Origin of the sequence: Pectobacterium nicotianae (assembly GCF_023272715.1) — a bacterium.
In the GTDB taxonomy this organism is placed as follows: domain Bacteria; phylum Pseudomonadota; class Gammaproteobacteria; order Enterobacterales; family Enterobacteriaceae; genus Pectobacterium; species Pectobacterium brasiliense.
The window spans coordinates 4,893,461-4,919,337 of the sequence record NZ_CP096821.1; the positions used below are offsets into that span (position 1 = coordinate 4,893,461).

Consider the following 25,877-nt stretch of genomic DNA (forward strand, 5'->3'; position numbering starts at 1 on the left):
TTTTTAGCGGGATTTTCAGAAAAAACTCACCAAAAAGTATCCGCGTTACGCAGTAGTTTCGGTAAACTCTGGTTATTCATGCCGTAACAGGCTGGCCATTTTATTCTTGCGGAGCGGTGGCTCTGTATTGTCAGGATACTTATGTCAAATAGTGCAATGAGTGTGGTGATCCTTGCTGCGGGTAAAGGAACCCGTATGTATTCCGACCTTCCCAAGGTGCTGCATAAACTGGCGGGTAAGCCGATGGTTCAGCACGTTATTGACGCTGCCATGACGACAGGCGCACAGCACGTTCATCTGGTCTATGGCCACGGCGGCGATTTGCTAAAACGTGAATTGGCCGATCCGGCGTTGAACTGGGTATTGCAGGCGGAACAGCTGGGAACCGGGCATGCGATGCAGCAAGCCGCGCCCCATTTTGCCGATGATGAAGATATCCTGATGTTGTATGGCGATGTGCCGCTGATTTCATCACAAACGCTGGGGCGTTTACGTGAGGCTAAGCCGCAGGGCGGTATCGGCCTGTTGACGGTGAAGCTGGACGATCCGACGGGCTATGGGCGAATTGTGCGTGAAAACGGTGCCGTAGTCGGCATCGTCGAGCACAAAGATGCCAGCGAAGAACAGCGCCAGATTAGCGAGATCAATACCGGCATTCTTATTGCGAACGGCAAAGATCTGAAACGTTGGTTAAGCCAGTTGAATAACAACAACGCGCAGGGCGAGTTTTACATCACCGATATTATTGCGATGGCAGCGGAAGAAGGTCAGCGTGTTGAAGCGGTCCATCCCGAGCGACTGAGTGAGGTTGAAGGCGTCAATAACCGTCTGCAACTGTCGGCGCTGGAGCGCGTTTATCAGCGTGAACAGGCGGATAAGCTGCTGCTGGCTGGTGTGATGCTGCTCGATCCGGCACGATTTGATCTGCGTGGCGAGCTGGCTCATGGTCGCGATGTGGTGATTGATGTCAATGTTGTCGTGGAAGGCAATGTTAAGCTAGGCAACCGGGTGAAAATCGGTGCTGGCTGCGTGATCAAAAACTGCATCATTGGCGATGACTGCGAGATTAGCCCTTATTCCGTGTTGGAAGATGCCGTACTCGAAGCAGAGTGTACCGTTGGCCCATTTGCCCGCCTGCGTCCAGGCTCGGAACTGGCTGAGGGCGCGCATGTCGGCAACTTTGTCGAATTGAAAAAGGCGCGCTTAGGTAAAGGATCAAAAGCGGGTCACCTTAGCTATTTGGGTGATGCGGATATCGGTTCCGGTGTTAATATTGGCGCGGGAACGATCACCTGTAATTATGACGGTGCAAATAAACACAAAACGATTATTGGTGACGATGTATTTGTCGGCTCGCATAGTCAACTGGTGGCGCCCGTTAGCGTAGCCAGCGGTGCGACTATCGGCGCGGGAACGACAGTCACGCACGATGTGGCGGAGAATGAGCTGGTGGTCGGCCGCGTGAAACAACGGCATATTTCCGGCTGGCAACGTCCGGTGAAAAAGAAATAGTCGTTGAGTAATATACCTCCGCTTATGGCGGAGGTTGTTTTGTCCTGTGTTTTAGTCTCCCAGAGCACAGAACAAAACATAATAATCCCCAACTCTCTACAAGGCTCGGGGAACCCGGAAAAACCGGAACAATCAGGTCTAAGACATCCCTGGTGACACAATATGTCACTTTTATAGGAATACCATCGATGTGTGGAATTGTAGGCGCAGTTGCGCAACGTGATGTTGCTGAAATTTTGTTGGAAGGTTTACGCCGTCTTGAGTACCGCGGCTATGACTCTGCGGGCCTGGCGGTTGTTGACAGCGAAGGAAATGTTGCCCGTTTACGCCGTCTGGGGAAAGTGCAGGTGCTGTCTCAGGCAGCCGAAGAACATGAACTGCACGGCGGTACCGGCATCGCCCATACCCGCTGGGCAACGCACGGTGAACCTTCCGAAGAGAACGCACACCCGCATGTTTCTGAACATATCACTATCGTTCATAACGGCATTATCGAAAACCACGAGCCGCTGCGTGAACTGCTGATCGGTCGCGGCTATCGCTTTGTTTCTGAAACCGATACGGAAGTGGTTGCCCATCTGGTTCATTTCGAACAGCAGCAGAATGGCGGAACGCTGGTTGACGTGGTTAAGCGCGTGATCCCACAGCTGCGCGGCGCGTATGGCATGGTGGTGTTGGATAACCGCGACCCAAGTGTATTGGTTGCCGCACGTTCTGGTAGTCCGCTGGTGATTGGCCGTGGTGTTGGTGAAAACTTCATCGCCTCCGATCAGCTGGCGCTGCTGCCAGTGACTCGCCGTTTCATGTTCCTGGAAGAAGGCGACATCGCGGAAATCACCCGTCGTGATGTGCGCGTGTTTGATAAATCTGGCCAGCTTGCCGCACGCGAAGAAATTGAATCAAAAGTGAATTACGATGCTGGTGACAAAGGCGCGTATCGTCACTACATGCAGAAAGAGATCTACGAACAGCCGATGGCGATCAAGAACACCCTTGAAGGGCGTTTCAGCCACGGTGAGATCAATCTGTCGGAATTAGGCCCGAAAGCGGATGAGCTGCTGGCGAAGGTTGAACACGTTCAGATCATTGCCTGTGGTACATCCTACAACTCCGGTATGGTTTCTCGTTACTGGTTTGAATCACTGGCCGGTATTCCGTGCGACGTGGAGATTGCTTCCGAATTCCGCTATCGCAAGCCTGCAGTGCGTAAGAACAGCCTGATGATTACCCTATCTCAATCCGGTGAAACAGCGGATACGCTGGCAGCACTGCGTTTGTCCAAAGAACTGGGCTATCTGGGATCGCTGGCTATCTGTAACGTTGCGGGCTCCTCGCTGGTGCGTGAATCCGATCTGGCGCTGATGACCAAGGCGGGCGTAGAGATTGGTGTGGCCTCGACTAAAGCCTTCACCACTCAGCTTACCGTTCTGCTGATGCTGGTGGCGCGTGTTGGCCGCCTGCGCGGTATGGATGCGCAGATCGAGCATGACATCGTTCATGGTTTGCAGGCGCTGCCAGCGCGTATTGAGCAGATGCTGTCTCAGGACAAGCTCATCGAATCTCTGGCAGAAGGTTTCTCCGACAAGCACCATGCGCTGTTCCTCGGCCGTGGCGATCAGTATCCGATCGCGATGGAAGGCGCGCTGAAGCTGAAAGAGATCTCTTACATCCACGCTGAAGCCTATGCAGCAGGTGAGCTGAAGCATGGCCCGCTGGCGCTGATTGATGCGGATATGCCGGTTGTTGTGGTGGCACCGAACAACGAACTGTTGGAAAAATTGAAATCCAACATCGAAGAAGTGCGGGCACGCGGCGGCGAGCTGTATGTCTTCGCTGATGAAGATGCCGGTTTCACCAGCAGCGAGAATATGAAGATTATTCCACTGCCGCATATCGAAGAAGTGATTGCGCCAATCTTCTATACGGTGCCGTTGCAACTGCTGTCTTATCACGTCGCGCTGATTAAAGGCACCGATGTCGATCAGCCACGTAACCTGGCGAAATCCGTTACGGTAGAGTAATTTTTAAAAATGAAGGTAAATAGCCATCGTGTTATTTACCTTCATTTCTTTTCCCATTCTACTGCTTGTTTTTTATACCCATTCTTTTTGCGTCCTCCGCACTCTCCTCATAAAAATTTATTGGGTATAGTGGTTTACCCATATTGAATACTGACTTGTTCTTAATATGAATAACAAACAACAATACCTGGATATCGCGGAAGGGAAGGGTGAAAAAGTACCTTCAACGATGGTGGCCTTTTCCTCACGAGAGATGAACTATCCGCTGCTGGAAAGCCTGCTAGAGGCGCAGTCATTTTTCACCGATGGCGAAGTGAGCTATACCGAGCAGGGACAGGGCGGATTCTTTTATACCTGTCGTCATCACGATCGTGAGCTGACCTTTTATCTTGAGGTATCGGAGCGCGATCCCGAGAATAGCATCACGCCGATACATTCAACCGACCCGATTTCGCCCGAGCTGCTGGCGCAGGCTAATGCGGCAACGCAGGAAGTGATGGTTGAGTGTATTTTTGGGCCAAATCCGCTGGAAGACTACGTTCATCAGCTTCGTTTATTAAGCGCTGTGGTACCGGATTTTCTCCTGGGCATCGATATTTCCGCTGCGGGTAACGTGTTTACCCGTGAATGGCTGAATTTTCAGTTGGAAGATGATGTCCTGCCGGAAATTGAATCGCTGTATACCATTCATGCCGTGTACGACACCGAGAACGATCCGCCAACAACATTCTGGTTTCACTCGCATGGTCTGGCGCGATGCGGCCTGACAGAGGCTGAATTAGTTATTCCCGAGACGCTCAGTTCGTATTATGGCATCCCGGATTTATTCAGAAGTTTTGTCAATAATGCAATTCAAAATCAGCAGATTACCTTTAATGAACCGATTCTGTGCGGGCAAACGGACAGCGGCTATGAATATCTGGTGGCGTTGCCGTTTGAAGAAGGGCTGCGGCATGTGAATCAATCCACGCCGATTGATCAACTGCGGCCTCTGGAAGACATGCGCTACGATCTGGAAGGGACGCCGGAAGGCGTGTTTCTGGGCGATCGCGCCGATCGGGATGACGTGCATCAGGAGCCTTCCTGTATGCTGTTTCGTACCAACGAAGAAAACCCCGTACTGCAAACGTTCTTCAAAGGATTTGATGAGCAGAATGCCATCATGTTCTGGCGCACGAATGCGGAAACGGCAGAAATGTCACGTAAGGCACAGCTGCGCTGGCGTTATTTCGTCAACATGTTTAAAAACTACCACGTGAGTGACGAACCGGCTAAACCGGGTTTTTTAGCTAAGCTACTAAAAAAAGCACCTAAACCTGTCGAAAGTGAATGGCGCTTTATGGTGAAGTTTGGCATTCCTCATGGCGAAGAGGGAGAAGAGCGCGAGCACATGTGGTTTATACCCGAAAAAATCGACGACACTGTAGTGACGGGAACATTAATCAATCATCCGTTCTACGTTGAGGATATGCAGGAAGGTGGTGTGTATTCCGTTGATATATCAAGGGTAACCGACTGGGCGATTTATTATCAGGGTGATAGCTATAAGCCTGATACGATTTACAAATTACTTAGCCATAGCCAGACTCACTGACCGATCTCCTGCACCAGTCAGAACGCCTGTTCTGGCTGGTGATGCCTGAATTTTCCTGCATCCTGCGCCATTGTCATAAAAATGTCATATTGCGTACATTTTACTGTCACCAAACTGTCCTATTTTTCCTCCTGCGAACTACACTCTGATTTGATAACTCTGATTGATAACGGCTCCATGTCGACACGTCGATTATCCCACAGGAGGGATTATGAAACTGATGCGTACCACTCTTGCCAGTGTTGTTGCGGCAACCTTTTCTCTGACGGCATTTTCTGCTTTAGCTGCTGCTAACCTCACCGGTGCCGGTGCGACATTCCCTGCGCCTGTTTATGCCAAATGGGCTGACTCCTATCAAAAAGAAACCGGTAATAAAGTTAACTATCAAGGCATCGGTTCTTCTGGTGGTGTAAAACAGATTATCGCGAAAACAGTTGATTTCGGTGCTTCTGACGCCCCTCTGGCTGACGACAAATTAGCACAGGATGGTTTATTCCAGTTCCCAACCGTTATCGGTGGCGTGGTGCTGGCAGTGAACGTTCCTGGCATCAAATCTGGCGAATTGACGCTGGATGGTAAAACGCTGGGTGATATCTACCTGGGCAACATCAAAAAATGGAATGACCCGGCAATCACCAAACTGAACCCGAATGCCAAACTGCCGGATCAGGACATCGCTGTGGTTCGTCGTGCTGACGGTTCGGGTACGTCTTTCGTGTTCACCAGCTACCTGGCAAAAGTGAACCCAGAGTGGAAAGAGAAGATTGGCGCAGGTTCTACCGTGAACTGGCCAACCGGTCTGGGCGGTAAAGGTAACGATGGTATCGCGGCGTTCGTACAGCGTCTGCCTGGTTCTATCGGTTACGTAGAATACGCGTATGCCAAGCAAAACAACCTGGCTTACACCAAACTGATTTCTGCCGATGGCAAAGCGGTTAGCCCGACTGGCGCAAGCTTCAGCAACGCGGCTAAAGAGATCGACTGGAGCAAGTCTTTCGCTCAGGATCTGACTAACCAAAAAGGCGCTGATGCGTGGCCGATCACCTCAACTACGTTCATCCTGGTTCACACCAAACAGGAAAAACCTGAGCAGGGCGCTGAAGTGTTGAAATTCTTCGACTGGGCGTTCAAGAAAGGCGGTGAGCAAGCTGAAGCGCTGGATTACGCCACACTGCCAAAAGAAGTGGTTGAGCAAATCCGTGCTGCCTGGAAAACTCAGGTAAAAGACAGCAGCGGTAAAGCACTGTATTAATTATTGTATCGACACATCGTGTTGATAACCGGAGCCTGATGAGGCTGTCAGGTTCTGGGAAATACGTAGTGGAATAACAAGTCGTATCGGGGCGGAGAGGTGATAGTAACCTCTCTGCCTTCAATAGCTTATCAAATGTAGTTAAAACGAGAAGAGAGACGTATGGCGGAGTACAAGCCAACTATCAAAGCCCCGGGAAAGTATGGCGATATCCTCTTCAGCACGCTGGTAAAACTGGCGGCGCTGGTTACGCTACTGCTATTGGGTGGCATCATTGTTTCCCTGATTGTGGCGTCCTGGCCTAGCATCGAGAAGTTCGGTTTTGCCTTCTTGTGGACGAAAGAGTGGGATGCGCCCGCAGAGCAGTTTGGTGCACTGGTTCCGATTTACGGCACTATCGTTACCTCACTGATTGCACTGATTATTGCGATTCCGATTAGCTTCGGTATTGCGCTATTTCTGACAGAACTGGCACCAGCCTGGTTGAAACGTCCGCTTGGCGTGGCGATTGAATTGCTGGCGGCCATACCGAGTATTGTTTACGGCATGTGGGGGCTGTTCATTTTCGCTCCGCTGTTTGCCAAATACTTCCAACAGCCGGTAGGCAATGTCCTGTCTGGTATTCCTATTGTTGGCTCGCTGTTCTCCGGCCCGGCATTCGGGATCGGTATTCTGGCGGCCGGCGTCATTCTGGCCATCATGATTATCCCGTACATTGCGGCGGTGATGCGTGACGTGTTTGAGCAAACGCCGGTGATGATGAAAGAGTCCGCTTACGGCATTGGCTGTACGACGTGGGAAGTCATCTGGCGCATTGTGCTGCCTTACACCAAAAACGGTGTGATCGGCGGGGTGATGTTGGGACTGGGACGCGCGCTGGGGGAAACCATGGCGGTGACCTTTATCATCGGTAACACCTACCAGCTCGACAGCGCGTCGCTGTATATGCCTGGCAATAGTATTACCTCTGCGCTGGCGAACGAATTCGCCGAAGCGGAATCCGGTCTGCACACGGCGGCACTGATGGAGCTGGGGCTGATTCTGTTTGTGATTACCTTTATTGTTCTGGCATGTTCAAAGCTGATGGTTATGCGTCTGGCAAAAAATGAGGGGGCGCGCTAATGGCTACATTAGGCATAGAGCAAGAAGCCGCACTGGCACGCTCGCGGCGTAAAATGCAGGCCTGGCGTCGCCAGAAAAACCGTATTGCGCTGTTCTTATCCATGTCCACGATGGCATTTGGCCTGTTCTGGCTGGTCTGGATCCTGTTTTCAACCGTGACCCGAGGCGTGGATGGCATGTCTCTGGCGTTATTTACCGAAATGACGCCGCCGCCGAATACGGCGGGTGGCGGGTTGGCGAATGCCATCGTCGGGAGCGGATTGCTGATTCTGTGGGCAACGCTGCTGGGGACGCCGCTGGGGATTATGGCGGGCATCTATCTGGCGGAATACGGTCGTAAATCCTGGATTGCCGAAGTGATTCGTTTCATCAACGACATTCTGCTGTCTGCACCATCGATTGTGGTGGGGCTGTTTGTCTACACGCTCGTCGTAGCAAAGATGCAGCACTTCTCCGGCTGGGCGGGTGTGATTGCGCTGGCGCTGTTGCAGGTGCCGATTGTGATTCGTACCACCGAGAACATGCTAAAACTGGTGCCGGATAGCCTGCGTGAAGCGGCTTATGCGCTGGGTACGCCGAAATGGAAAATGATTTCTGCGATTACGTTGAAGGCATCGGTATCGGGCATCATCACCGGGGTGCTGCTGGCTATCGCGCGTATTGCCGGGGAAACCGCACCGCTGCTGTTTACGTCGCTGTCGAATCAGTTCTGGAGCACGGATCTGATGCATCCGATTGCTAACCTGCCTGTCACCATATTCAAGTTCGCCATGAGCCCGTTTGTGGAGTGGCAACAGCTGGCCTGGGCGGGTGTACTGCTGATTACGCTGTGTGTGCTGCTGCTGAATATTCTGGCGCGCGTTATTTTCTCTGCCAAGAAGCACTAATTCGCTAAGAAATAGTCGTTTTCTGAGAAACATTAAATAAATTCAAGGCGCTGCCAGGCAGCGCCAGGAAAAAGAGAGAAGTCTTGATGAGTATGGCTACTGAGACATCCAACAAAATCCAGGTACGCGATCTGAATTTCTATTACGGAAAATTCCACGCGTTGAAAAACATTACGCTGGATATTGCCGCGAATCAGGTTACCGCGTTTATCGGCCCGTCCGGCTGTGGTAAATCCACGCTGCTGCGTACGCTGAACAAAATGTATCAGCTCTATCCTGAGCAGCGCGCCGAAGGCGACATTCTGCTGGATGGCAATAACATCCTGACGGATAAGCAAGATATCGCGCTGCTGCGCGCCAAAGTCGGCATGGTGTTCCAGAAACCGACGCCGTTCCCGATGTCCATTTATGACAACATCGCGTTTGGTGTGCGTCTGTTTGAAAAGCTGTCTCGTACCGATATGGATGAGCGTGTCCAGTGGGCGTTGACTAAAGCGGCGCTGTGGCAAGAGACGAAAGATAAGCTGCATCAGAGCGGCTATAGCCTGTCCGGTGGTCAACAGCAGCGTTTGTGTATTGCGCGCGGTATCGCGATTCGCCCGGATGTCCTGCTGCTGGATGAACCGTGCTCTGCGCTCGACCCGATTTCTACCGGCCGTATTGAAGAGCTGATCTCCGAGCTGAAAAAAGACTACACCGTGGTCATCGTGACGCACAACATGCAGCAGGCCGCGCGTTGTTCAGATCATACGGCGTTTATGTATTTGGGTGAGCTGATTGAGTTCAGCGATACTGATACCCTGTTTACTGCCCCACGGCAGAAACAGACTGAAGATTACATCACCGGCCGTTACGGTTGATTAGGAAGCATCATGGATAATCTGAATCTGAACAAACACATTTCCGGTCAGTTTAACGCCGAACTGGAACACATCCGCACGCAGGTCCTGACCATGGGCGGGCTGGTGGAGCAACAGCTGAGTGACGCGATTACCGCGATGCATAATCAGGATGCGGAGCTGGCTCAGCAGGTTATTGAAGGCGATGCCAAAGTTAACCTGATGGAAGTGGCGATTGATGAGGCCTGCGTGCGCATTATTGCGAAGCGTCAGCCCACCGCCAGCGATCTGCGTCTGGTGATGGCGATCATCAAAACCATTTCCGAACTGGAACGTATCGGTGACGTGGCGGATAAAATCTGTCGCACCGCGCTGGAGAAATTCTCCCATCAGCATCAGCCGCTGCTGGTGAGTCTGGAGTCATTAGGGCGCCATACCGTGCAGATGCTGCATGACGTGCTGGATGCGTTTGCCCGCATGGATCTGGACGAAGCGATTCGTATTTATCGCGAAGACAAAAAAGTGGATAAAGAGTACGAAGGGATTGTGCGTCAACTGATGACCCACATGATGGAAGATCCTCGCACCATCCCAAGCGTACTGACGGCGTTGTTCTGCGCCCGTTCTATCGAGCGTATCGGTGACCGTTGCCAGAACATCTGCGAATTTATCTTCTATTTCGTCAAAGGTCAGGATTTCCGCCACCTCGGCGGCGATGCGCTGGAAAAGCTGCTGGCGCAGAAAGATAAAAAAGCGGAAGAGTAAGCTCGTTTTTGTGCTTATCGTGACAACGCCCTGCTCGCAGGGCGTTATTTTTTATCAGGATAGTGAATCAGGTCGTGGAAGCGCGCCGTGATATCGGCAGGGTTGTGGTAGCGGTGTTCTCTGTCGGCGGCAAAGCGTAGAGCATCCCCGGCGGACAATACATGCGTCTGCCCATCAACAGTCATCTCCAGTTGCCCCTCCAGCACAATAATATGCTCGATCACCCCGCTTTCATGCGCCGATGAGGTGCTGCTGGCACCCGCCGCCAGCTCAATAACCAACATATCAAAACGCAGTTTTTCGTCGAAGGGGAAGAGGGGAACCACGTGCATTCCCGCTTCGTTTTCCTTGAGTGACGACCCCACACCCGAGCGATAGGTCACGTCTTCATCCGCGAGCGTCGGTTCGATAAAGGTAGAGAATGCCACATTCATGCCGGTCGCAATTTTCCACAGCGTGGCGACCGTCGGGCTGGATTCACCGCGCTCGATCTGGCCGAGCATTGCTTTGCTCACGCCCGTCTCTTCTGCCGCACGCGTGAGGCTCCAGTCTTTATCTTGTCTTAACGTTTTCAACGTATTGCCAATACGGCGGGTTAGCTCATCAGACATCAATATTAGCTCCTGCTTGTGCGTTATAGCGCACGCTGCTATGTTAGCGCTTCCTGTGCGTTATAGCGCACGATAAGAGTGAAGGTATACCATGCCTGCGTCATTTGCGCTAAAAGATGTCACCTTTTCGACCCTCATCGCAGGTTTTGTTGCGGTGCTGGTGGGCTACACCAGTTCAGCCGCCATCATTTTTCAGGCAGCGGAAGCGGCGGGTGCCAGCGCGGTGCAGATCGGCGGCTGGTTAAGCATGCTGGGGATTGCTCAAGGGCTGGCGTCGATTAGCCTGTCGCTATACTACCGTGCGCCGATACTGGCGGCCTGGTCAACGCCGGGGACGGCGCTGCTGGTTACCAGCCTGCCGGGTACAACGCTCAATGAGGCGATCGGCGTGTTCCTGTTTGCTTCCGCGCTTATCTTTATTTGTGGGATCACCGGTCTTTTTGCCCGACTGATGAACGTCATTCCGCAGGCCATTTCTGCCGCGATGCTGGCGGGGATTTTGCTGCGCTTTGGCGCGGATGCCTTTCTTTCCCTGCAACAGGATTTCTGGCTGGCTTTTGCGATGTGCGTAACCTATTTGCTCAGCCGTCGGCTGCTGCCGCGCTTTGCCATTGTGCTGACACTGCTTGCTGGCCTGCTACTGGCTCTATTTCGTGGGCAAATTGCGGTTTCTGATTCGCCGCTGGTGTTCGCTGTACCTGAACTCATTACACCGCATTTTTCGTGGGCGTCTCTGCTGGGCGTTGGCATTCCATTCTTCATTGTCACCATGGCATCACAAAACGCACCGGGCGTTGCCACGCTGAAAGCGGCGGGCTATCAGGTTCCTATCTCACCGCTGATTACCGTTACGGCATTAATCGCGCTGATTTTGACGCCGTTCGGTGGTTTTTCCGTGTGTATCGCCGCGATTACCGCCGCGATCTGCATGGGACCGGATGTGCATCCCGATCCGAAGAAACGCTACCTGGCCGCTGTCGCTGCCGGTGGCTTTTATCTGCTGGCGGGCGTTTTTGGCGGATCAATCGGTCAGCTTTTCACGGCGCTGCCGCAGCCGCTGATTCACGCTATCGCCGGTTTGGCACTGCTCAGCACCATTTCAGGCAGCCTGTATCGTGCTCTGTTGGATGAAAAGCAGCGCGATGCCGCGGTCGTTACTTTCCTGATCACCGCCTCTGGGCTGACGCTGTGGGGAATCGGTGCGGCATTTTGGGGGCTAATTGGGGGGATGATGGCCTGGTTGGTGCTGTCCGGGGGGAAAGCGACGCCACGCTGATGGCATCAGGAATACAGGCGAGCGCTTATCTTAAATTAATCCTCAACGAATAAGAGAACGCCGTTTTTTCGGCGTCGCGATTTTAGTTTCATTGATGAATGTCCCGCTACGATTTCGTCATCTTAATCATGGTGACATTCATGGACATTACTTCTACACAATCACTTGGCAATACGAAAACCCAGTTTCGGGCCGCATTTTCCCTGTTGCTGGCATTGGCAACGGGTAAACACAAGCCGGATCGGCGCTGGGAGAGCCTCCAGTGGCGTATGAAATATACATCCCGAGTGATGCTTCACCCGCTGCTGACCATGAAATGGCTCAGTTTTATCGTCGATTATCCCGTACAGGATATTTTTCAACGTGACGGAAATGAGCTGTACAGTAAGCTCCAGCGCCCCTACCTGATGGCGTCGCTACCGACACATCAAACCTGTACGGCCTTAATGGATCATTACTGCTTTATTCGAACGTTGCCGTTACACCGCCAGCGTTTGTTATATAGCCAGAACGGGGGCGGTAACGTGCTGGCCAGTTTTCAGGGAAAAAGCGGTGAAAATTACACGCTTCGCCTGATGACTAACGATCAAATGTGTAAGGAAGGTGAGCTCTCCCTACAGCTTGAGAACAGCGAGCACGTTTTGGCACAGATGACGTTCTCCATCCTGCGCATTGAAGGGGAAATGAGCCTGTTTGTCGGTGGGATTCAGGGACCGGATGCACAAACGCCGCATCAGGTTATTCAGAGCGCGACGCGAGATTGCCATAGTCTGTTTCCCAAACGTATTCTTCTGGAAAGCCTGATTAACCTGGCCTGTAACCTTAATTTGGCGCACGTTATCGTGGTCAGTAACGAAACGCATATCTATAAACACTGGCGCTATCGCAGTAAGAAACGCCATGTTTTTCTGGCCGACTACAATGCGTTCCTTTTCGCTCATGGCGGTCAACTGCGGCCTGATGGCAACATTGCGCTGCCGTTATCGCTTCCGAGAAAGTCTGAACAGGACATACCCAGCCGCAAGAGGGCAGAATATCGCCGACGCTATGCGCTCTTTGATGAGGTAGCCTGCCAGATTAATGACGTACTCGCCGGTAGTCCGCCGCTTTCCACCAATCTACCTAGCCGTACCTGAATCAGGATAATCTGCCAGAATACCGAAGTAACATAAGGTTATATTATAGCTATTTATGTTATTTCCCGCGTTTTCGCCCTGCTGATAGCCTGCGGTTAATACAGCAATAATTAAGGGGCAGGGAATGAAAAAGCAGATTTTGACAGTGACTTTATTGGCCGGATTGGCTTCCATTTCTGGTGCTGCACAGGCCGATAAATTAGATGATATTCAGAAGGCGGGCGTGGTGAAAATTGCCGTCTTCGACAGCAATCCGCCGTTTGGCTATGTCGATCCGCAGAGCAAAAAGCTGGTGGGTTATGACGTAGATATCGCCGAGGCGATTGGTAAGGCGCTGGGCGTGAAGGTGGAGCTGCGCGCGACCAACCCAGCGAACCGTATTCCTTTGTTAAGCTCGCAGAAAGTCGATCTGATCGCCGCGAACTTCACCATTACCGATGAGCGTGCCAAGCAGGTTAACTTTAGTATTCCTTACTTCGCGACCGGGCAAAAATTCATCGCCCGTAAAGGCGTGCTGAAAACGCCGGAAGACATCAAAACGCTGCGTATTGGCGCGGATAAAGGCACCGTGCAGGAAATTACCCTACGCGAGCATTACCCGACGGCTAAAGTGATTTCCTACGACGATACGCCGCTGGCCTTCGCCGCGCTGCGTAACGGCAACGTTCAGGCCATCACGCAGGATGATGCCAAACTGGTCGGCCTACTGGCTAACGTGCCTGATGCACAGAAGGCTGAGTTTGAAATCTCTCCGTTCAGCATTACCAAAGAGTATCAGGGTGTTGGGATTCCGAAGGGTGAAGAACGTCTGACGGCGAAAATTAACGACACGCTGATTAATCTGGAAAAACAGGGTGAAGCGAAGACGATTTACGATCGCTGGTTTGGGCCGAGCACGAAGTCATCCCAGCCGCGCGGCGATTTCACCTTTGCCCCGTTGGATCAACAACCTAAATCCTGATAGCTGACGCCTTCAGTATTATGATCCCAGCCCTCTGCAATACAATGCAGAGGGCATTTCTATTTGTACTTCGTAATAATGACAAAGAGAGATAAAACGCATGGATACGGCGCTGCAATCGCTTGAATCGTGGCTGTTGGCTCCTCAATACCTCCTCTGGCTGTGGCACGGTTTCCTGATCACGCTGGGTATTTCCCTGAGTACGATCGTTCTGTCTATGGTGCTGGGCTTTCTGTTGGCAGCGGCCAGAGACAGCCAGATTCGGCTGCTGAGCGGCGTTGTGGTGGCCTATAGCTCGCTATTTCGTAATACGCCGCTGCTGGTGCAGCTGTTTTTCTGGTATTTCGGGGCCGGGCAGCTTTTTCCCTCAGCGATGATGCAATGGCTGAACACCCCGCATGCTCTTTCCCTGTTGGGCACGACATTAGCGTGGCCTTCTTTTGAGTTTCTGGCGGGTTTAGCTGGGTTGACGCTCTACTCCAGCGCGTTTATTGCGGAGGAAATCCGCTCCGGTGTTCGCGGCGTAGCACGCGGGCAGAAGTACGCGGCGCATGCTCTGGGGTTAACCGGCTGGCAATCCATGCGTTATGTGGTGTTGCCACAGGCGCTAAAAATCGCCCTGCCGCCGCTGCTTGGTCAATACATGAATATCGTTAAGAACTCGTCGTTGACGATGGCGATTGGCGTCGCTGAATTGTCCTACGCGTCGCGTCAGGTGGAGACGGAAACCTTGCGCACGTTTCAGGCATTTGGCGTAGCGACGGTGTTGTACATCGTGATTATTGCTGTGATGGAAGGCTGGGGCATGTGGCGTCAGCAGCGTAGTCTGGCGGAGAGACACTAAGATGGATTTTACCGTTATCACCGATAACATCGACTATTTGATGTGGGGTACGTTCCCAGATGGTCCGCTGGGTGGCGCGGCGTTGACGCTGGTGATGAGCCTGCTGGCTGGCGTAGCTTCTGCCATCTTGGGTACGATTTTGGGCGTGGCGCTGGCGATGTCCCGGGGATGGTGGAGTGCGCTGTTGGCGATGGTGCTGGGGTTCTTCCGGGCGATTCCCGTCATCATGCTGATTTTCTGGACCTACTTTCTGCTGCCGATCGTTTTTGGCGTCGATATCCCTGAAATTACGACTGTGGTGTGTGCGCTGGCGCTGATCGCCTCGGCGTATCTCGCGCATGGCGTGAAGGCGGGCATTGTCGCCATTGGGCGCGGTCAGTGGCAGGCTGGACTCTCATTGGGCTTAAGCCGCTGGCAGGTGTTGTGGCAGATTGTCCTGCCGCAGGCGCTGAGGATGATGGTGCCCTCCTTCATTAATCAGTGGATTTCCCTGATTAAAGATACGTCGCTGGCCTACATTGTTGGCGTCGGCGAACTGACATTTCTCGCTACGCAGGTCAATAACCGCAGCATGGTCTACCCGATGGAAGTTTTCCTATTTGTTGCGCTGGTCTACTTTGTGTTTTGCCTGTCGCTGGAGCTGCTGGCGAACGGGGTTAACGCCCGTTTTAGCCAGCAGGAAAAGCAGCCGAAGCGCCGTTTGCTGTGGTGGCGGAATAAGCCAGCCTGAGGGGCGGCTACTACGCCGTGATATTCCAGCCTTTTTCGCGCCAGATTTGCGGTAGTTCGCGCATGTCATCGAACATCGTGACCAGCGGGTGATGGATTGGCTGGTTGTGGGGATCGGCGCAGTAATAGAACACTGGAATGCCCGCAGCGATACCAGCCTGTACGCCAGCGGCGGAATCTTCAACCAGAATGCAGTGCTCGATAGGAAGCTGTAACTGCTCGGCGGCGTGATACAGCACTGCTGGATCGGGCTTCCATTTTTTCAGATCGTAGCCGCTGTAGAGATGGTCACCAAACAGATCGAGCATATGCGTCAGGCCGAGCGAATGCTGCATCTTGCTGACCGGACCATTGGACACCACGGCCATCGGGACAGTAATCGACTGCACTAACTCACGTGCACCCTCGATAGGTTGCAGGAATTCATCAAACAGACGTTTCACCTCTTGCCGGAAATGACGCTCCGCATCGTCTACCGATACGGTTAAGCCATGCTGCTGGCTGATGCGGGCAATAATCTCGTACAGCTTCACGCCCTTGTAGGTTTTTATCACCTCCTCCAGCGATAAGTTCACCCCATACGGGATGAAGATATTCACATAAGCCTGGCAACACAGCACTTCGCTATCAACCAGCGTGCCATCACAGTCGAAGAAGACGCATTCAATACGGGGCATGACCAATCCTTATCGATGAAATAAAAGATGAAGTCCTTACTTTAACCAATTGACCCAATATTGCGACCTATACTCGTCATACTTCAAGTTGCATGTGCGTTGGCTGCATTCAGTCACCCGAATCACTTACCTAAGTAAGCTCATCGGGATTCCTTCCCTTGCCGCCTTCCTGAAACTCGAAGTATTTAGAGTATATAAATCATTTTTAGCGCTATCTTGCGTAAAATCGGGGGGATTTAACCGAGAGAAAACGATGACGTTAATAGGTTCTTCTTATTCGATGAAAAAAAACGTGGGATCAACGTAAAAACGCCGCATTTTGTTATAGGATACCCGACGACAGTTATTCCCTTCTTTGGATTGTTACTCATGAATAAATCACAACCCGGTCTTGCTACCGAGCAAGGCCTGCTGGAGCGCGTGTTTAAACTTAAACAACACGGCACGACAGCACGTACGGAAACGATTGCCGGTTTCACGACGTTTTTGACGATGGTTTACATCGTTTTTGTTAACCCGCAGATTCTGGGTGTGGCGGGGATGGATACCAAAGCGGTCTTTGTGACCACCTGTCTGATTGCGGCATTCGGCAGCATTTTGATGGGGCTGCTGGCTAACCTGCCTGTGGCGCTGGCACCTGCAATGGGGCTGAATGCGTTTTTCGCTTTTGTCGTCGTCGGTGCGATGGGTCTGCCATGGCAGGTTGCGATGGGTGCTATTTTCTGGGGCGCAATCGGTTTCCTGTTGCTGACTATCTTCCAGATTCGCTATTGGATGATCGCCAATATCCCGCTTAGCCTGCGTTTGGGTATTGCCAGCGGTATCGGGTTGTTCATTGCCATGATGGGCCTGAAAAACGCTGGTATTATCGTTCCTAACCCTGAAACACTGGTGACGATTGGTAATCTGACGTCACACAGCGTGCTGTTGGGCGCTCTGGGCTTTTTCATTATTGTCGCACTCGCTTCACGTAATATTCACGCTGCGGTACTGATCTCCATCGTCGTGACCACCTCGATTGGCCTGCTGCTGGGCGATGTGACGTATTCTGGCGTGTTCTCCATGCCGCCGAGCGTCATGTCGGTGGTGGGTCAGGTTGATCTGGCTGGGGCGCTGAACCTCGGGATGTCTGGCATTATTTTCTCCTTCATGCTGGTTAACCTGTTTGACTCCTCTGGTACGCTGATTGGCGTGACGGATAAAGCCGGTCTGGTTGATGCACGCGGTAAATTCCCACGCATGAAGCAGGCGCTGTATGTCGATAGCGTTAGCTCTGTGGCCGGTTCATTTATCGGGACATCCTCCGTTACCGCATATATTGAAAGCTCTTCTGGCGTGTCCGTGGGCGGACGTACCGGCCTGACGGCCGTGGTTGTGGGGCTGCTGTTCCTGCTGGTTATCTTCCTGTCACCGCTGGCGGGGATGGTGCCTGCCTATGCGGCTGCTGGCGCACTGATTTACGTGGGCGTATTGATGACGTCCAGTCTGGCGCGCGTGAAGTGGGATGACTTGACGGAAGCCGTTCCGGCCTTTATTACCGCGGTGATGATGCCGTTCAGCTTCTCTATTACTGAAGGGATCGCGCTGGGCTTCATTTCTTACTGCGTGATGAAGCTGGCGACGGGCCGCTGGCGTGAAATCAGCCCTTGCGTGGTCGTGGTTGCGCTGTTGTTCCTGCTGAAAATCGTGTTTATCGACGGGCATTAATCTGTTCGTGGCTCCGGGGTTTTCCCGGAGCCTCAGCCGGCGACAAGGCGGTTGGCTACTGTGAGGCGGTAGAGGTGGCTTTTTCTATCGTATGGCTGGTTAATTTCATATAGCGTACAGACTGGCGCTGCTGCTGTAGAATTTCCCCCGACTTTCTCATGCCCGTTGCCGACGTGTATTTCCACATGATCAATCGGTTAAGTGTGGGGATATGGGCACAGGCCCAGGCAAGGTAATCATCAACATCGCTCATCACTTCTACGGCGGGGGTGCAGGTTGAACGCAGCCTGCCAGAGGCGGGGTGGAGTTTCAGGTTATTGGGAGGGTGGCTGTTCACGCCAGGGATCTTCATCAATGACTGGCGGATGGTGCACAGCTGCGTTGCTGCTTCCAGCGGATCGCGCTGCGCGTCGATCCACGCCTGTTCGGCCTGTGTCTGCGCCTGCATCTGTGGGACGACCTGATTTGTTGGCCTGACATGAACGATTTCGATATCCATACCGACGCTGCCTTCTTCGCTCAGGAGGATGGCGATAGTATTGCCTGCATAGCCGATGCTGAAATTGGGCATATTGGGATCGGCAAAATAAGGGCGTCCTTCAGGGGACACGAGTAGCGTGGGCAACAGCGGATAGCCGAAAAAATAGAACATCATCTCAGCCAGCAGCACCCGACTCTTCAGATAACGCTCGCGGCGTTTGGCTGAAAAACCTTGTGTTGATGAGATGAGCCTATCGGGCAGTCTTTGTAAGTCAGGAAGCGCTTCCGTGCTTGTCCACCTGACAAAATGGCAGGTCATTGTTCACTCCGTGATCGTGATAAAAGATGGGAACCTATCAGGCATTACCAATGCATATTATCAGACTAATATGTGATCTAAAGAAAAATCGATGGATAAATCGGCGATAATTATTAATTAGGCACACCGAATTTTCTGCATCGTATGTTTTGTGGCGATCCTTCCCTGTTCGCCACCTTCCAGTCTGTTTTAATGGCTCGGCCATCCCAGTGCGGAACGCCGCTGTTTTTCCAGCGTCTGCTTGCGCAACTCATCCGCTGTCACTAATCGCAGCGCCGATGTCGGACAAACGCTGACGCAGGAAGGGCTCTGGGCGACATCCACGCATAAATCACATTTGTGAACCTCGCTTTGCGTGAGGTGCGCTTCCCCATCGTCATTCGACGCTTTTGTCACCACATTGATGGCCCCGAAAGGACAGGCGACGACGCAGCTTTTGCAGCCGATGCAGCGGGACTGAATAACCTGGATGCTATCCCGATCGCGCACCAGCGCGTCATTCGGGCATACGCTGGCACAGGGGGCGTTCTCACACTGACGGCAAAGAACGGGAACGCTGACGCTGGCGCTTTTAACGACCTTCAGGCGGGGAAAGAAGTGAGAAGGCCGCAGCTGTGCACTTTGACCCCCGCTATGGGCTACCGCGCAGGCGATCTCACAAGTCCGGCAGCCGATACATTTTTCTGCTTCGGCGATAACAAATTGATTCATGAGCGGAGCTCCTCGCGGGTTGCGTTCATTTCAGGGCGCTGCGGGTGTGCGGGAATAGCTCCCGTGATGGCGGTCAGCCCCATCGTCGCAATCATGCCCAATGCGGCTTTGCGCCCGTCGGCAATCGCGGTAACGACCAGATCGGCACCGCGTACGGCATCACCCCCGGCAAAAATACGCGGATGGTTGGTCTGGCAAGGTATCTGACTATCAAGCGGGGCGGTGATGTATCCCCAGTTATCCAGACCGATGTCGGCATCTTCCAGCCACGGCATGCTGTGTGACTGAAAGCCAAATGCCGTTATCACGGCTTCCGCGGGCTGCACGAATTCTGAACCAGGAATCGGGCGCGGGCGACGACGGCCGCTGGCGTCAGGTTCGCCCAGTTCGGTGCGAATCAGACTAATGCCGCACACTTCGCCCTGTTCATTGAGGCAGATTTTTTGCGGCTGGACGTTAAACAGGAACTCAACGCCTTCTTCGCGGGAGTTTTTCACCTCTTTTTTCGAGCCGGGCATGTTGGCTTCATCACGGCGATACGCACAGGTGACGGATACCGCGCCTTGCCGAACGGATGTACGCAGGCAGTCCATCGCGGTATCCCCACCGCCGAGCACCACGACGCGTTTGCCTGCCATCGAGATATAAGGCTCATCCTCTAATTCCGGTAGCCCCATGACGTGTTTGGTATTGGCGATCAGAAACGGTAGCGCATCGAAGACACCAGGAGCCTCTTCATTATCAATGTTGGCCTTCATGGAGCGGTAGGTGCCTACGCCGAGGAACACGGTGTCATAGTCATCCAGCAGCTGAGCCAGAGAAATATCTTTCCCCACTTCGGTATTCAGCTGGAACTCGATTCCCATGGCGCTGAACACTTCACGACGATGGATCAGGACGTCTTTATCCAGCTTGAACGACGGAATCCCGAACGTGAGCAGCCCCCCAATTTCCGGGTGACGATCGAACACCACGGCCTGCACACCGTTGCGGGCTAGCACATCGGCACAGGCTAGCCCTGCTGGGCCAGCACCGACGATCGCCGCGCGTTTGCCGCTGGGAACAACATGCGTCATATCGGGCGACCAGCCCATTTCTATCGCAGTGTCGGTAATGTAGCGTTCAACGTTACCGATGGTAATCGCACCGTACTCCTTGCCCAGCGTACAGGCTCCTTCGCATAGCCGATCCTGCGGGCACACTCGGCCACAGATTTCCGGCAGGCTGCTGGTTTGGTGCGATAGCTCTACGGCTTCAAGAATGCGTCCCTGTTTTGCCAGACTCAGCAGTTCGGGAATATTGTTATGTAGCGGGCAGGTCCACTCGCAGATCGCGCGTTTGCCGCAAGAAAGGCAGCGATCTGCCTGATCTTCTGTCTGCTGCATGGAGAAGCCATGATAGATTTCATCAAACGTGGAGATTCTCTGGGCCAGTGGCTTTTTCTCGGCATCCCGGCGCGGCCAGTTTTTTCTTTTGCTGAGCGGATGGGTTGTCAGCGTTTTCAGCACGGGCGTTTCACGCTGCCAGTGAGCGGAGGAACGCAGCGCCATTACCTGCTGTTTCTCCTGACGGCGGGCCGCTAACGTTTGCTCGCTGACGAGCTGTAAGGCCTGAGTTGGACAGGCTTCTACGCACGCTTGCCCTTCTGGACGATCGGCGCAGAGATCGCATTTGTGGGCGATGGTGCTGTTGTCCACAGGGCTTGTCACCATGGACATCGCGCCGAACGGGCAAGCCAGTACACAGCTTTTGCAGCCGATGCACTTTTCCTGAACGAGCTGAATGCTATTGTCTTTTCTGATCAAGGCCTGTGTTGGGCACACGCTGGCGCAGGGGGCATCTTCACAATGACGGCAGGTCACGGCAGCCCGCAGCGTTGGCGTATTGAATGCTTTTATTCTGGGCTGAAACACCGCTGCACTATCTGGATAGCGCTCGTCATTGTGTGAAATGACACAGGCGATTTCGCATGCATGGCATCCCATACAGTCTTGAGTACTGGCAATAACAAATCGGTTCATTACCTTTTCCCACTCTGGATCCCTCGATCGTGGCCTTTATCCTAATAGTTGGATAACCCCCTGACTTTGATATAGAGCAGGTAAAAAGTCGGTTAATGTTAAATCTCACACGTGTTACTAATAAAATTATTGAATCGTTTCAGTAGGTTGTAATGTTATGCGAAAGTAATGGTCTGGTTGCATATAACCTTGTTTTTTGTCTGGTTTACAGTGGTTTATCTCGGGTAAAAATTCTGGTTTTCATTATTTTTGTTAATTTCCTCATGAAATAACTCGTTACTTTTCCTTACGCCCCTCATAATGTTGGGCGCTATTTGCATGCATCAAAACAATGTTGCAGCTAAATAACGCGTTTACGGCATTTTCATTATGAATCAATAACAGAGCGTTGCTCAGGTTAATGGATTGTCACTAAGGGATAGTGTTATGAATAAAAAAGTCGTTCTTTGTTCTGTATTCATGTCAGCTGCGCTATTGAGCGGATGTGCCACAGAGTCTTCCCGTACCGTAGAAGCACAAAAAGTGACTTCTTACAGTACGCCTTATCAGGGCGTTCGCAGCCCGATTTCCGTCGGAAAATTTGAAAACCGCTCTAACTACATGAACGGTATTTTTTCTGATGGTGTTGACCGCTTAGGTAATCAATCCAAGACCATTCTTGTTAGCCATCTTCAGCAGAGTGGCCGCTTTAACGTGTTGGATCGCACCAATATGGAAGAGCTGAAAGCAGAAGCGGGTATTAAAGGGCAAACGCAGACGCTGAAAGGCGCTACCTATGTTGTTACCGGCGATGTGACCGAGTTTGGTCGCAAAGAAGTGGGTGACCATCAGCTGTGGGGCATCCTGGGCCGCGGTAAAACACAGGTTGCTTACGCAAAAACCACGTTGAACATCGTGAACGTGCAAACGTCTGAAGTGGTGTATTCCGTACAGGGTGCGGGTGAGTACACCTTGTCCAACCGTGAAATTATCGGTTTTGGCGGCACGGCCAGCTATGACTCGACGCTGAACGGTAAAGTGCTGGATTTGGCGATTCGTGAAGCCGTCAATAATCTGGTTGCAGGAATTGAAAGCGGTGCCTGGCGCCCAGCGAACTAATGGAATAGGAATATAACCATGTTATCTCATAAGAAAATTGTCCTGCTACTGGCAGCGACAGTATTAGCAGGCTGTGCGTCCCAGCCAAAAACCATTTACAGCTGGGATAAATACCAGCCGGCTCTTTACGATTATTATCAACAGGATAAAGTCGGCCCAGAGCAGCAGATTCTTGCTTTGAATGAATCGATCGAAAAAGCGAAAGCCGCCAATAAACCCGTCCCGCCGGGACTCTATGCTCAACTTGGGTTGCTGTACGCCAACACTGGCCGTGATAGCGAAGCTCGCCAACAGTTTGAAACTGAAAAAGCGAAATTCCCTGAATCAGCACCTTTTATGGACTTCCTGTTGAGTAAAAATAAAGGGAGCATTAAATGAATCGTTTCTTAGGATTATGTGGTCTGGTTTTTGCGCTGGTTCTGACCGGCTGTGCTAAACCCGTGCCTTATGACTACACGGCATTTAAGCAGAGCAAGCCTAAGTCCATTCTGGTATTGCCGCCGGTTAACCATTCCCCAGATGTGAAAGCGAGCTATAGCCTGCTTTCTCAGGTCACGTATCCGCTGGCGGAGTCGGGTTATTACGTCTTGCCTGTTGCCGTAGTGGACGAAACGTTCAAACAGAATGGTCTGTCGACCGCGGCGGATATACATGCGCTGAGTACGGCGAAGCTGCATCAAATCTTTGGTGCTGATGCTGCGCTGTATTTGGACGTAAAAGAGTACGGCACGTCATACATCGTGATTAATAGCGAAACCCGCGTTTCTGCGGATGCGCGTCTGGTAGATCTGCGTACCGGAAAACTGTTGTGGAGCGGAAGCGCAACGGCGTCCAGCAACGAACAGCAGTCAAATTCTAACGGCGGCATCATCGGTATTCTGGTGCAGGCTGCGGTGAATCAAATCGCGGACACGATCTCCGACAAAGGCCACGATGTTGCTGGCGTGACCAGCACGCGCCTGCTGGCAGCGGGCCATTCACGCGGTATGCTGTACGGGCCTCGTTCACTGCAATACGGTAAAGAAACCTACTAAGTTTCTTGGTAGTACATCGTTACCTTGCAGTACGTCGTTATAGTGTAAGACGTCGCTACATCATCAACGCCGTTCGTGATTGAACGGCGTTTTTTATTGTCTGAACTGATGAGTTGACGGTGCTATACATCAGCGGCCTGATGACGATGTTGTTTATTATGGCGGGTTGTCCAGACGAAGGCCGCGGTCAGCAGCAGGATCAGCGTGGCTGCGGCCAGCACAATGGAAAAACCCGAATCAAAGGCAGAATGGGCCTGTGTGGTAAGCATCTGCCGCATATTTTCCGGTAAGGATTCAGCAAAAATTAACGCTTCGTCCAGACTGTCATACGCGGTGTCCGGTGCAGCAAACCCAGCGGGCAGCATAAATGTTGCGGAATAAGCGAAAGACAGCAAACTGCCCATCAGCGTCACGCCCGTTGCGCCCCCTAGTTCATAGGACACCTCTTCGATTGACGCCGCCATACCTGCTTTTGACGCTGGCGCAACCTGCATGATGGTGCTCGATGCAGCCGTCATGGTGGAGCCCACGCCTGCGCCAATAACGGTTAGGCTGATGATTTGTATAATGGTAGGCGCATTGTGCAGCAGCAGATAGCTTCCCATTCCCAGCCCCGAAATCAACAGGCCAGCGGCTAGCATTGTCCCGCTATTCACGCGCGGCAGTATCTTTCCGGTTAACGGGCCAGAGATAAAGGACGCCAATGACAGCGGTAAAATGAACAACCCCGCCTGTAACGGAGACAGTCCTACGACGAGCTGCAAGCGCTGGGTGAAAGCCAGCTCCATGCCGATCAAGGCGGCTGCGGCTACGATAGCGGCGGCCACGGCCGCGCTGAAAGGCGGCAGGCGGAAGAGAGAAAAATCGACCAGAGGATGCTTGCTGTTACGCTGACGCCGAACGAACAGAGTAATGAAAGCCACGCCGATGAGCAGAGCGATTAGCGCATCCTCATAAGATGGAACCCGCTTGCCCAGCTCTTTTATGGCATAGGTTACACCAATCAAACCCACCATGATTAATAGAGAACCAATAAAGTCCCAGCGGTGGGAGGCGTTGCCCGGCCGGTGTGGAATCACGGTGATTCCCATGATGAGCGCAAGCAGAACGACCGGTACGTTGATGAGGAAAACCGAGCCCCACCAGAAGTACTCAAGCAGTATTCCGCCCATCACGGGGCCAAACGCCGCGCCACCGGATGCCACCGCAGCCCAGATACCGATCGCCAGTGCGCGTTCCCGTTCATCAGTAAATGTCAGACGAATAATCGACAGTGTGGCGGGCATCATCATTGCGGCACCGATCGCGAGTAGCGCGCGAGCAGCGATAAGCATACTGGGTGTGGGCGAATAGGCGGCAAACAGTGACGCCGCACCAAAGACCACTAGCCCGGAAATAAATAGAGGTTTATGACCCAGCTTATCGCCCAACGTGCCCATCCCCAGCAGTAAACCGGAGGCAACCAGCGCATAGATATTAACGATCCACAGCTTTTCCGATGCAGTAGCGTGCAGGTCGTGAGTCAGTGTCGGGAGTGCGGTGTACAGCACCGTCATGTCGATAACAATCAGGAACAGGGCGCTGGAAACAATGGCCAGGATCAGCCACTTCTTTGGTGATTGCATAGCAGGATCTCTACCTTGAACTTCTATTTTTCGTCTGTTGGATAGCGTTCTGATGATATAGAATTGCTTTTTAAATACAAACGTATTTTAAATTGAGGAAGACATGGGGCGTCATAAGAGCATTAATCGTGCGTGCGTGTTGGATGCGGCGGAGCAGATTGTCCGCACGCAGGGAACGGCTGCACTGACTATCGATGCGGTCGCTAAAGCTGCGGGCGTGACAAAAGGCGGTATTCAGTCGAGTTTCGGGACGAAAGATGAGCTGATTCACGCGATGTATCAGCGCTGGGAAGATGAGTTTGATGAGATGGCCGCCGTGTGCATCGGTACGGATGATAGTCGGGAAGCCAGGGTGCGTGCGCACGTTGATATCACTTATCGGACGGATGCTGCAGAAGGCGATCGAGCGGCGGGCATGATGGCCTCGTTGTTGAATACGCCTGAGCACCTTGCTAGATCGCAGGCGTGGTATGACAGCCAGTTGGCCGGGCTTGACCTGAATTCGCAGGAAGGGCGAGATGCCCGGCTGGCGTTTCTGGCATCCGAAGGGGCATTCCTGCTGCGCTATTTTGGCTTTATGGCGGTCGATGACGAGACCTGGAAAGCCATTTTCTCTGATATTTCCCGCCTGCTACCCGAGCGCACTGCTTCCTGAG

Annotated in this window: 24 protein-coding genes; 18 read left to right on the forward strand and 6 right to left on the reverse strand. The window is 52.6% G+C overall.

The window, feature by feature from the left end:
• The first annotated feature begins 141 nt into the window (after nucleotides 1–141).
• From glmU to phoU, 8 genes are all read left to right on the forward strand, one after another.
• A complete protein-coding gene (gene glmU, locus MYB54_RS21780; protein ID WP_203449746.1) occupies nucleotides 142–1,512 on the forward strand; it encodes a bifunctional UDP-N-acetylglucosamine diphosphorylase/glucosamine-1-phosphate N-acetyltransferase GlmU in 1,371 nt (456 codons plus the stop codon).
• Between the two features lie 188 nt (nucleotides 1,513–1,700).
• On the forward strand, nucleotides 1,701–3,533 hold the full coding sequence (glmS, locus tag MYB54_RS21785) for a glutamine--fructose-6-phosphate transaminase (isomerizing) (protein ID WP_014917149.1): 1,833 nt from the start codon (nucleotides 1,701–1,703) through the stop codon (nucleotides 3,531–3,533).
• A gap of 166 nt (nucleotides 3,534–3,699) precedes the next feature.
• Nucleotides 3,700–5,127, forward strand: a complete 1,428-nt coding sequence (locus MYB54_RS21790) for a DUF4026 domain-containing protein (RefSeq protein WP_039320213.1) — start codon at nucleotides 3,700–3,702, stop codon at nucleotides 5,125–5,127.
• A gap of 211 nt (nucleotides 5,128–5,338) precedes the next feature.
• Nucleotides 5,339–6,379 (forward strand): phosphate ABC transporter substrate-binding protein PstS, encoded by a 1,041-nt coding sequence (gene pstS / locus MYB54_RS21795; RefSeq protein WP_039281335.1) that lies wholly within the window; start codon nucleotides 5,339–5,341, stop codon nucleotides 6,377–6,379.
• Between the two features lie 162 nt (nucleotides 6,380–6,541).
• Nucleotides 6,542–7,501 (forward strand): phosphate ABC transporter permease PstC, encoded by a 960-nt coding sequence (gene pstC, locus MYB54_RS21800; RefSeq protein ID WP_010300064.1) that lies wholly within the window; start codon nucleotides 6,542–6,544, stop codon nucleotides 7,499–7,501.
• Nucleotides 7,501–8,388: a phosphate ABC transporter permease PstA gene (gene pstA / locus MYB54_RS21805; protein WP_010681438.1), complete on the forward strand. Its 888-nt coding sequence runs from the start codon at nucleotides 7,501–7,503 to the stop codon at nucleotides 8,386–8,388. The genes pstC and pstA overlap by 1 nt, the downstream gene beginning before the upstream one ends.
• An 86-nt stretch (nucleotides 8,389–8,474) precedes the next feature.
• Nucleotides 8,475–9,248: a phosphate ABC transporter ATP-binding protein PstB gene (pstB, locus tag MYB54_RS21810; RefSeq protein WP_248721350.1), complete on the forward strand. Its 774-nt coding sequence runs from the start codon at nucleotides 8,475–8,477 to the stop codon at nucleotides 9,246–9,248.
• 12 nt (nucleotides 9,249–9,260) lie between these two features.
• Complete coding sequence (gene phoU, locus MYB54_RS21815) at nucleotides 9,261–9,992, forward strand: phosphate signaling complex protein PhoU (RefSeq protein WP_039275953.1); 732 nt, start codon at nucleotides 9,261–9,263, stop codon at nucleotides 9,990–9,992.
• A gap of 44 nt (nucleotides 9,993–10,036) precedes the next feature.
• Here the strand turns inward: phoU and MYB54_RS21820 are convergent, their stop codons facing one another.
• Nucleotides 10,037–10,603 carry a helix-turn-helix domain-containing protein gene (locus tag MYB54_RS21820; protein ID WP_014917146.1) on the reverse strand — a complete coding sequence of 189 codons (567 nt, stop codon included), beginning with the start codon at nucleotides 10,601–10,603 and terminating at the stop codon, nucleotides 10,037–10,039.
• Nucleotides 10,604–10,694: 91 nt separating this feature from the next.
• Between MYB54_RS21820 and MYB54_RS21825 the strand changes: the two genes are divergently transcribed.
• The 5 genes from MYB54_RS21825 (at nucleotide 10,695) to MYB54_RS21845 (ending at nucleotide 15,550) form a co-directional block, all read left to right on the forward strand.
• Nucleotides 10,695–11,879 (forward strand): benzoate/H(+) symporter BenE family transporter, encoded by a 1,185-nt coding sequence (locus MYB54_RS21825; RefSeq protein WP_248721351.1) that lies wholly within the window; start codon nucleotides 10,695–10,697, stop codon nucleotides 11,877–11,879.
• Nucleotides 11,880–12,019: 140 nt separating this feature from the next.
• Complete coding sequence (locus tag MYB54_RS21830) at nucleotides 12,020–13,015, forward strand: VirK/YbjX family protein (RefSeq protein ID WP_248721352.1); 996 nt, start codon at nucleotides 12,020–12,022, stop codon at nucleotides 13,013–13,015.
• Nucleotides 13,016–13,139: 124 nt separating this feature from the next.
• Nucleotides 13,140–13,976 carry an ABC transporter substrate-binding protein gene (locus MYB54_RS21835; RefSeq protein ID WP_014917144.1) on the forward strand — a complete coding sequence of 279 codons (837 nt, stop codon included), beginning with the start codon at nucleotides 13,140–13,142 and terminating at the stop codon, nucleotides 13,974–13,976.
• Nucleotides 13,977–14,076: 100 nt separating this feature from the next.
• A complete protein-coding gene (locus tag MYB54_RS21840; protein WP_014917143.1) occupies nucleotides 14,077–14,820 on the forward strand; it encodes an amino acid ABC transporter permease in 744 nt (247 codons plus the stop codon).
• A gap of 1 nt (nucleotide 14,821) precedes the next feature.
• Nucleotides 14,822–15,550, forward strand: coding sequence for an amino acid ABC transporter permease (locus MYB54_RS21845; protein ID WP_039275958.1), 729 nt, complete (start codon nucleotides 14,822–14,824; stop codon nucleotides 15,548–15,550).
• A 10-nt stretch (nucleotides 15,551–15,560) separates the two neighbouring features.
• Here the strand turns inward: MYB54_RS21845 and yieH are convergent, their stop codons facing one another.
• On the reverse strand, nucleotides 15,561–16,226 hold the full coding sequence (yieH, locus tag MYB54_RS21850) for a 6-phosphogluconate phosphatase (protein WP_010681428.1): 666 nt from the start codon (nucleotides 16,224–16,226) through the stop codon (nucleotides 15,561–15,563).
• Between the two features lie 369 nt (nucleotides 16,227–16,595).
• Between yieH and MYB54_RS21855 the strand changes: the two genes are divergently transcribed.
• A complete protein-coding gene (locus tag MYB54_RS21855; RefSeq protein WP_010302438.1) occupies nucleotides 16,596–17,933 on the forward strand; it encodes an NCS2 family permease in 1,338 nt (445 codons plus the stop codon).
• Between the two features lie 55 nt (nucleotides 17,934–17,988).
• Here MYB54_RS21855 and MYB54_RS21860 read toward each other — a convergent pair whose 3' ends face one another.
• The 3 genes from MYB54_RS21860 to aegA all read right to left on the reverse strand — a co-directional run bounded on the left by MYB54_RS21860 (nucleotide 17,989) and on the right by aegA (nucleotide 21,464).
• The gene (locus tag MYB54_RS21860) at nucleotides 17,989–18,732 is read right to left on the reverse strand and encodes a 4'-phosphopantetheinyl transferase family protein (protein ID WP_010681426.1); all 744 of its coding nucleotides are present in this window, start codon (nucleotides 18,730–18,732) and stop codon (nucleotides 17,989–17,991) included.
• Nucleotides 18,733–18,921: 189 nt separating this feature from the next.
• A complete protein-coding gene (locus tag MYB54_RS21865) occupies nucleotides 18,922–19,443 on the reverse strand; it encodes a 4Fe-4S binding protein (protein WP_104209570.1) in 522 nt (173 codons plus the stop codon).
• Nucleotides 19,440–21,464: a formate-dependent uric acid utilization protein AegA gene (gene aegA / locus MYB54_RS21870; protein WP_248721353.1), complete on the reverse strand. Its 2,025-nt coding sequence runs from the start codon at nucleotides 21,462–21,464 to the stop codon at nucleotides 19,440–19,442. The genes MYB54_RS21865 and aegA overlap by 4 nt, the downstream gene beginning before the upstream one ends.
• 426 nt (nucleotides 21,465–21,890) lie before the next feature.
• On the opposite strand from aegA, the gene MYB54_RS21875 reads away from it, so the two are divergent.
• The 3 genes from MYB54_RS21875 to MYB54_RS21885 are packed head-to-tail and all read left to right on the forward strand — an operon-like array spanning nucleotide 21,891 to nucleotide 23,596.
• Entirely contained in the window at nucleotides 21,891–22,562 is a 672-nt protein-coding gene (locus MYB54_RS21875; protein WP_014917138.1) for a CsgG/HfaB family protein, read from the forward strand.
• Nucleotides 22,563–22,580: 18 nt separating this feature from the next.
• Nucleotides 22,581–22,940 carry a DUF4810 domain-containing protein gene (locus tag MYB54_RS21880; protein ID WP_010281265.1) on the forward strand — a complete coding sequence of 120 codons (360 nt, stop codon included), beginning with the start codon at nucleotides 22,581–22,583 and terminating at the stop codon, nucleotides 22,938–22,940.
• The gene (locus MYB54_RS21885) at nucleotides 22,937–23,596 is read left to right on the forward strand and encodes a DUF799 domain-containing protein (RefSeq protein WP_014917137.1); all 660 of its coding nucleotides are present in this window, start codon (nucleotides 22,937–22,939) and stop codon (nucleotides 23,594–23,596) included. Before MYB54_RS21880 ends, MYB54_RS21885 begins: the two co-directional genes overlap by 4 nt.
• A 122-nt stretch (nucleotides 23,597–23,718) precedes the next feature.
• Here MYB54_RS21885 and MYB54_RS21890 read toward each other — a convergent pair whose 3' ends face one another.
• A complete protein-coding gene (locus tag MYB54_RS21890) occupies nucleotides 23,719–25,221 on the reverse strand; it encodes an MFS transporter (protein ID WP_248721354.1) in 1,503 nt (500 codons plus the stop codon).
• Nucleotides 25,222–25,324: 103 nt separating this feature from the next.
• On the opposite strand from MYB54_RS21890, the gene MYB54_RS21895 reads away from it, so the two are divergent.
• Nucleotides 25,325–25,876: a TetR/AcrR family transcriptional regulator gene (locus tag MYB54_RS21895; RefSeq protein WP_039551752.1), complete on the forward strand. Its 552-nt coding sequence runs from the start codon at nucleotides 25,325–25,327 to the stop codon at nucleotides 25,874–25,876.
• Nucleotide 25,877: the final 1 nt, after the last annotated feature.

Coding starts and splice junctions, on each gene's coding strand:
- MYB54_RS21790 (WP_039320213.1), top strand. CDS start 3,700: ATGAATAACAAACAACAATACCTGGATATCGCGGAAGGGAAGGGTGAA.
- MYB54_RS21885 (WP_014917137.1), top strand. CDS start 22,937: ATGAATCGTTTCTTAGGATTATGTGGTCTGGTTTTTGCGCTGGTTCTG.
- pstB (WP_248721350.1), top strand. CDS start 8,475: ATGAGTATGGCTACTGAGACATCCAACAAAATCCAGGTACGCGATCTG.
- phoU (WP_039275953.1), top strand. CDS start 9,261: ATGGATAATCTGAATCTGAACAAACACATTTCCGGTCAGTTTAACGCC.
- pstA (WP_010681438.1), top strand. CDS start 7,501: ATGGCTACATTAGGCATAGAGCAAGAAGCCGCACTGGCACGCTCGCGG.
- MYB54_RS21890 (WP_248721354.1), bottom strand. CDS start 25,221: ATGCAATCACCAAAGAAGTGGCTGATCCTGGCCATTGTTTCCAGCGCC.
- MYB54_RS21880 (WP_010281265.1), top strand. CDS start 22,581: ATGTTATCTCATAAGAAAATTGTCCTGCTACTGGCAGCGACAGTATTA.
- glmS (WP_014917149.1), top strand. CDS start 1,701: ATGTGTGGAATTGTAGGCGCAGTTGCGCAACGTGATGTTGCTGAAATT.
- MYB54_RS21860 (WP_010681426.1), bottom strand. CDS start 18,732: ATGACCTGCCATTTTGTCAGGTGGACAAGCACGGAAGCGCTTCCTGAC.
- yieH (WP_010681428.1), bottom strand. CDS start 16,226: ATGCCCCGTATTGAATGCGTCTTCTTCGACTGTGATGGCACGCTGGTT.
- MYB54_RS21825 (WP_248721351.1), top strand. CDS start 10,695: ATGCCTGCGTCATTTGCGCTAAAAGATGTCACCTTTTCGACCCTCATC.
- MYB54_RS21855 (WP_010302438.1), top strand. CDS start 16,596: ATGAATAAATCACAACCCGGTCTTGCTACCGAGCAAGGCCTGCTGGAG.
- MYB54_RS21840 (WP_014917143.1), top strand. CDS start 14,077: ATGGATACGGCGCTGCAATCGCTTGAATCGTGGCTGTTGGCTCCTCAA.
- MYB54_RS21875 (WP_014917138.1), top strand. CDS start 21,891: ATGAATAAAAAAGTCGTTCTTTGTTCTGTATTCATGTCAGCTGCGCTA.
- MYB54_RS21820 (WP_014917146.1), bottom strand. CDS start 10,603: ATGTCTGATGAGCTAACCCGCCGTATTGGCAATACGTTGAAAACGTTA.
- MYB54_RS21835 (WP_014917144.1), top strand. CDS start 13,140: ATGAAAAAGCAGATTTTGACAGTGACTTTATTGGCCGGATTGGCTTCC.
- MYB54_RS21830 (WP_248721352.1), top strand. CDS start 12,020: ATGGACATTACTTCTACACAATCACTTGGCAATACGAAAACCCAGTTT.
- MYB54_RS21865 (WP_104209570.1), bottom strand. CDS start 19,443: ATGAATCAATTTGTTATCGCCGAAGCAGAAAAATGTATCGGCTGCCGG.
- pstC (WP_010300064.1), top strand. CDS start 6,542: ATGGCGGAGTACAAGCCAACTATCAAAGCCCCGGGAAAGTATGGCGAT.
- MYB54_RS21845 (WP_039275958.1), top strand. CDS start 14,822: ATGGATTTTACCGTTATCACCGATAACATCGACTATTTGATGTGGGGT.
- glmU (WP_203449746.1), top strand. CDS start 142: ATGTCAAATAGTGCAATGAGTGTGGTGATCCTTGCTGCGGGTAAAGGA.
- aegA (WP_248721353.1), bottom strand. CDS start 21,464: ATGAACCGATTTGTTATTGCCAGTACTCAAGACTGTATGGGATGCCAT.
- MYB54_RS21895 (WP_039551752.1), top strand. CDS start 25,325: ATGGGGCGTCATAAGAGCATTAATCGTGCGTGCGTGTTGGATGCGGCG.
- pstS (WP_039281335.1), top strand. CDS start 5,339: ATGAAACTGATGCGTACCACTCTTGCCAGTGTTGTTGCGGCAACCTTT.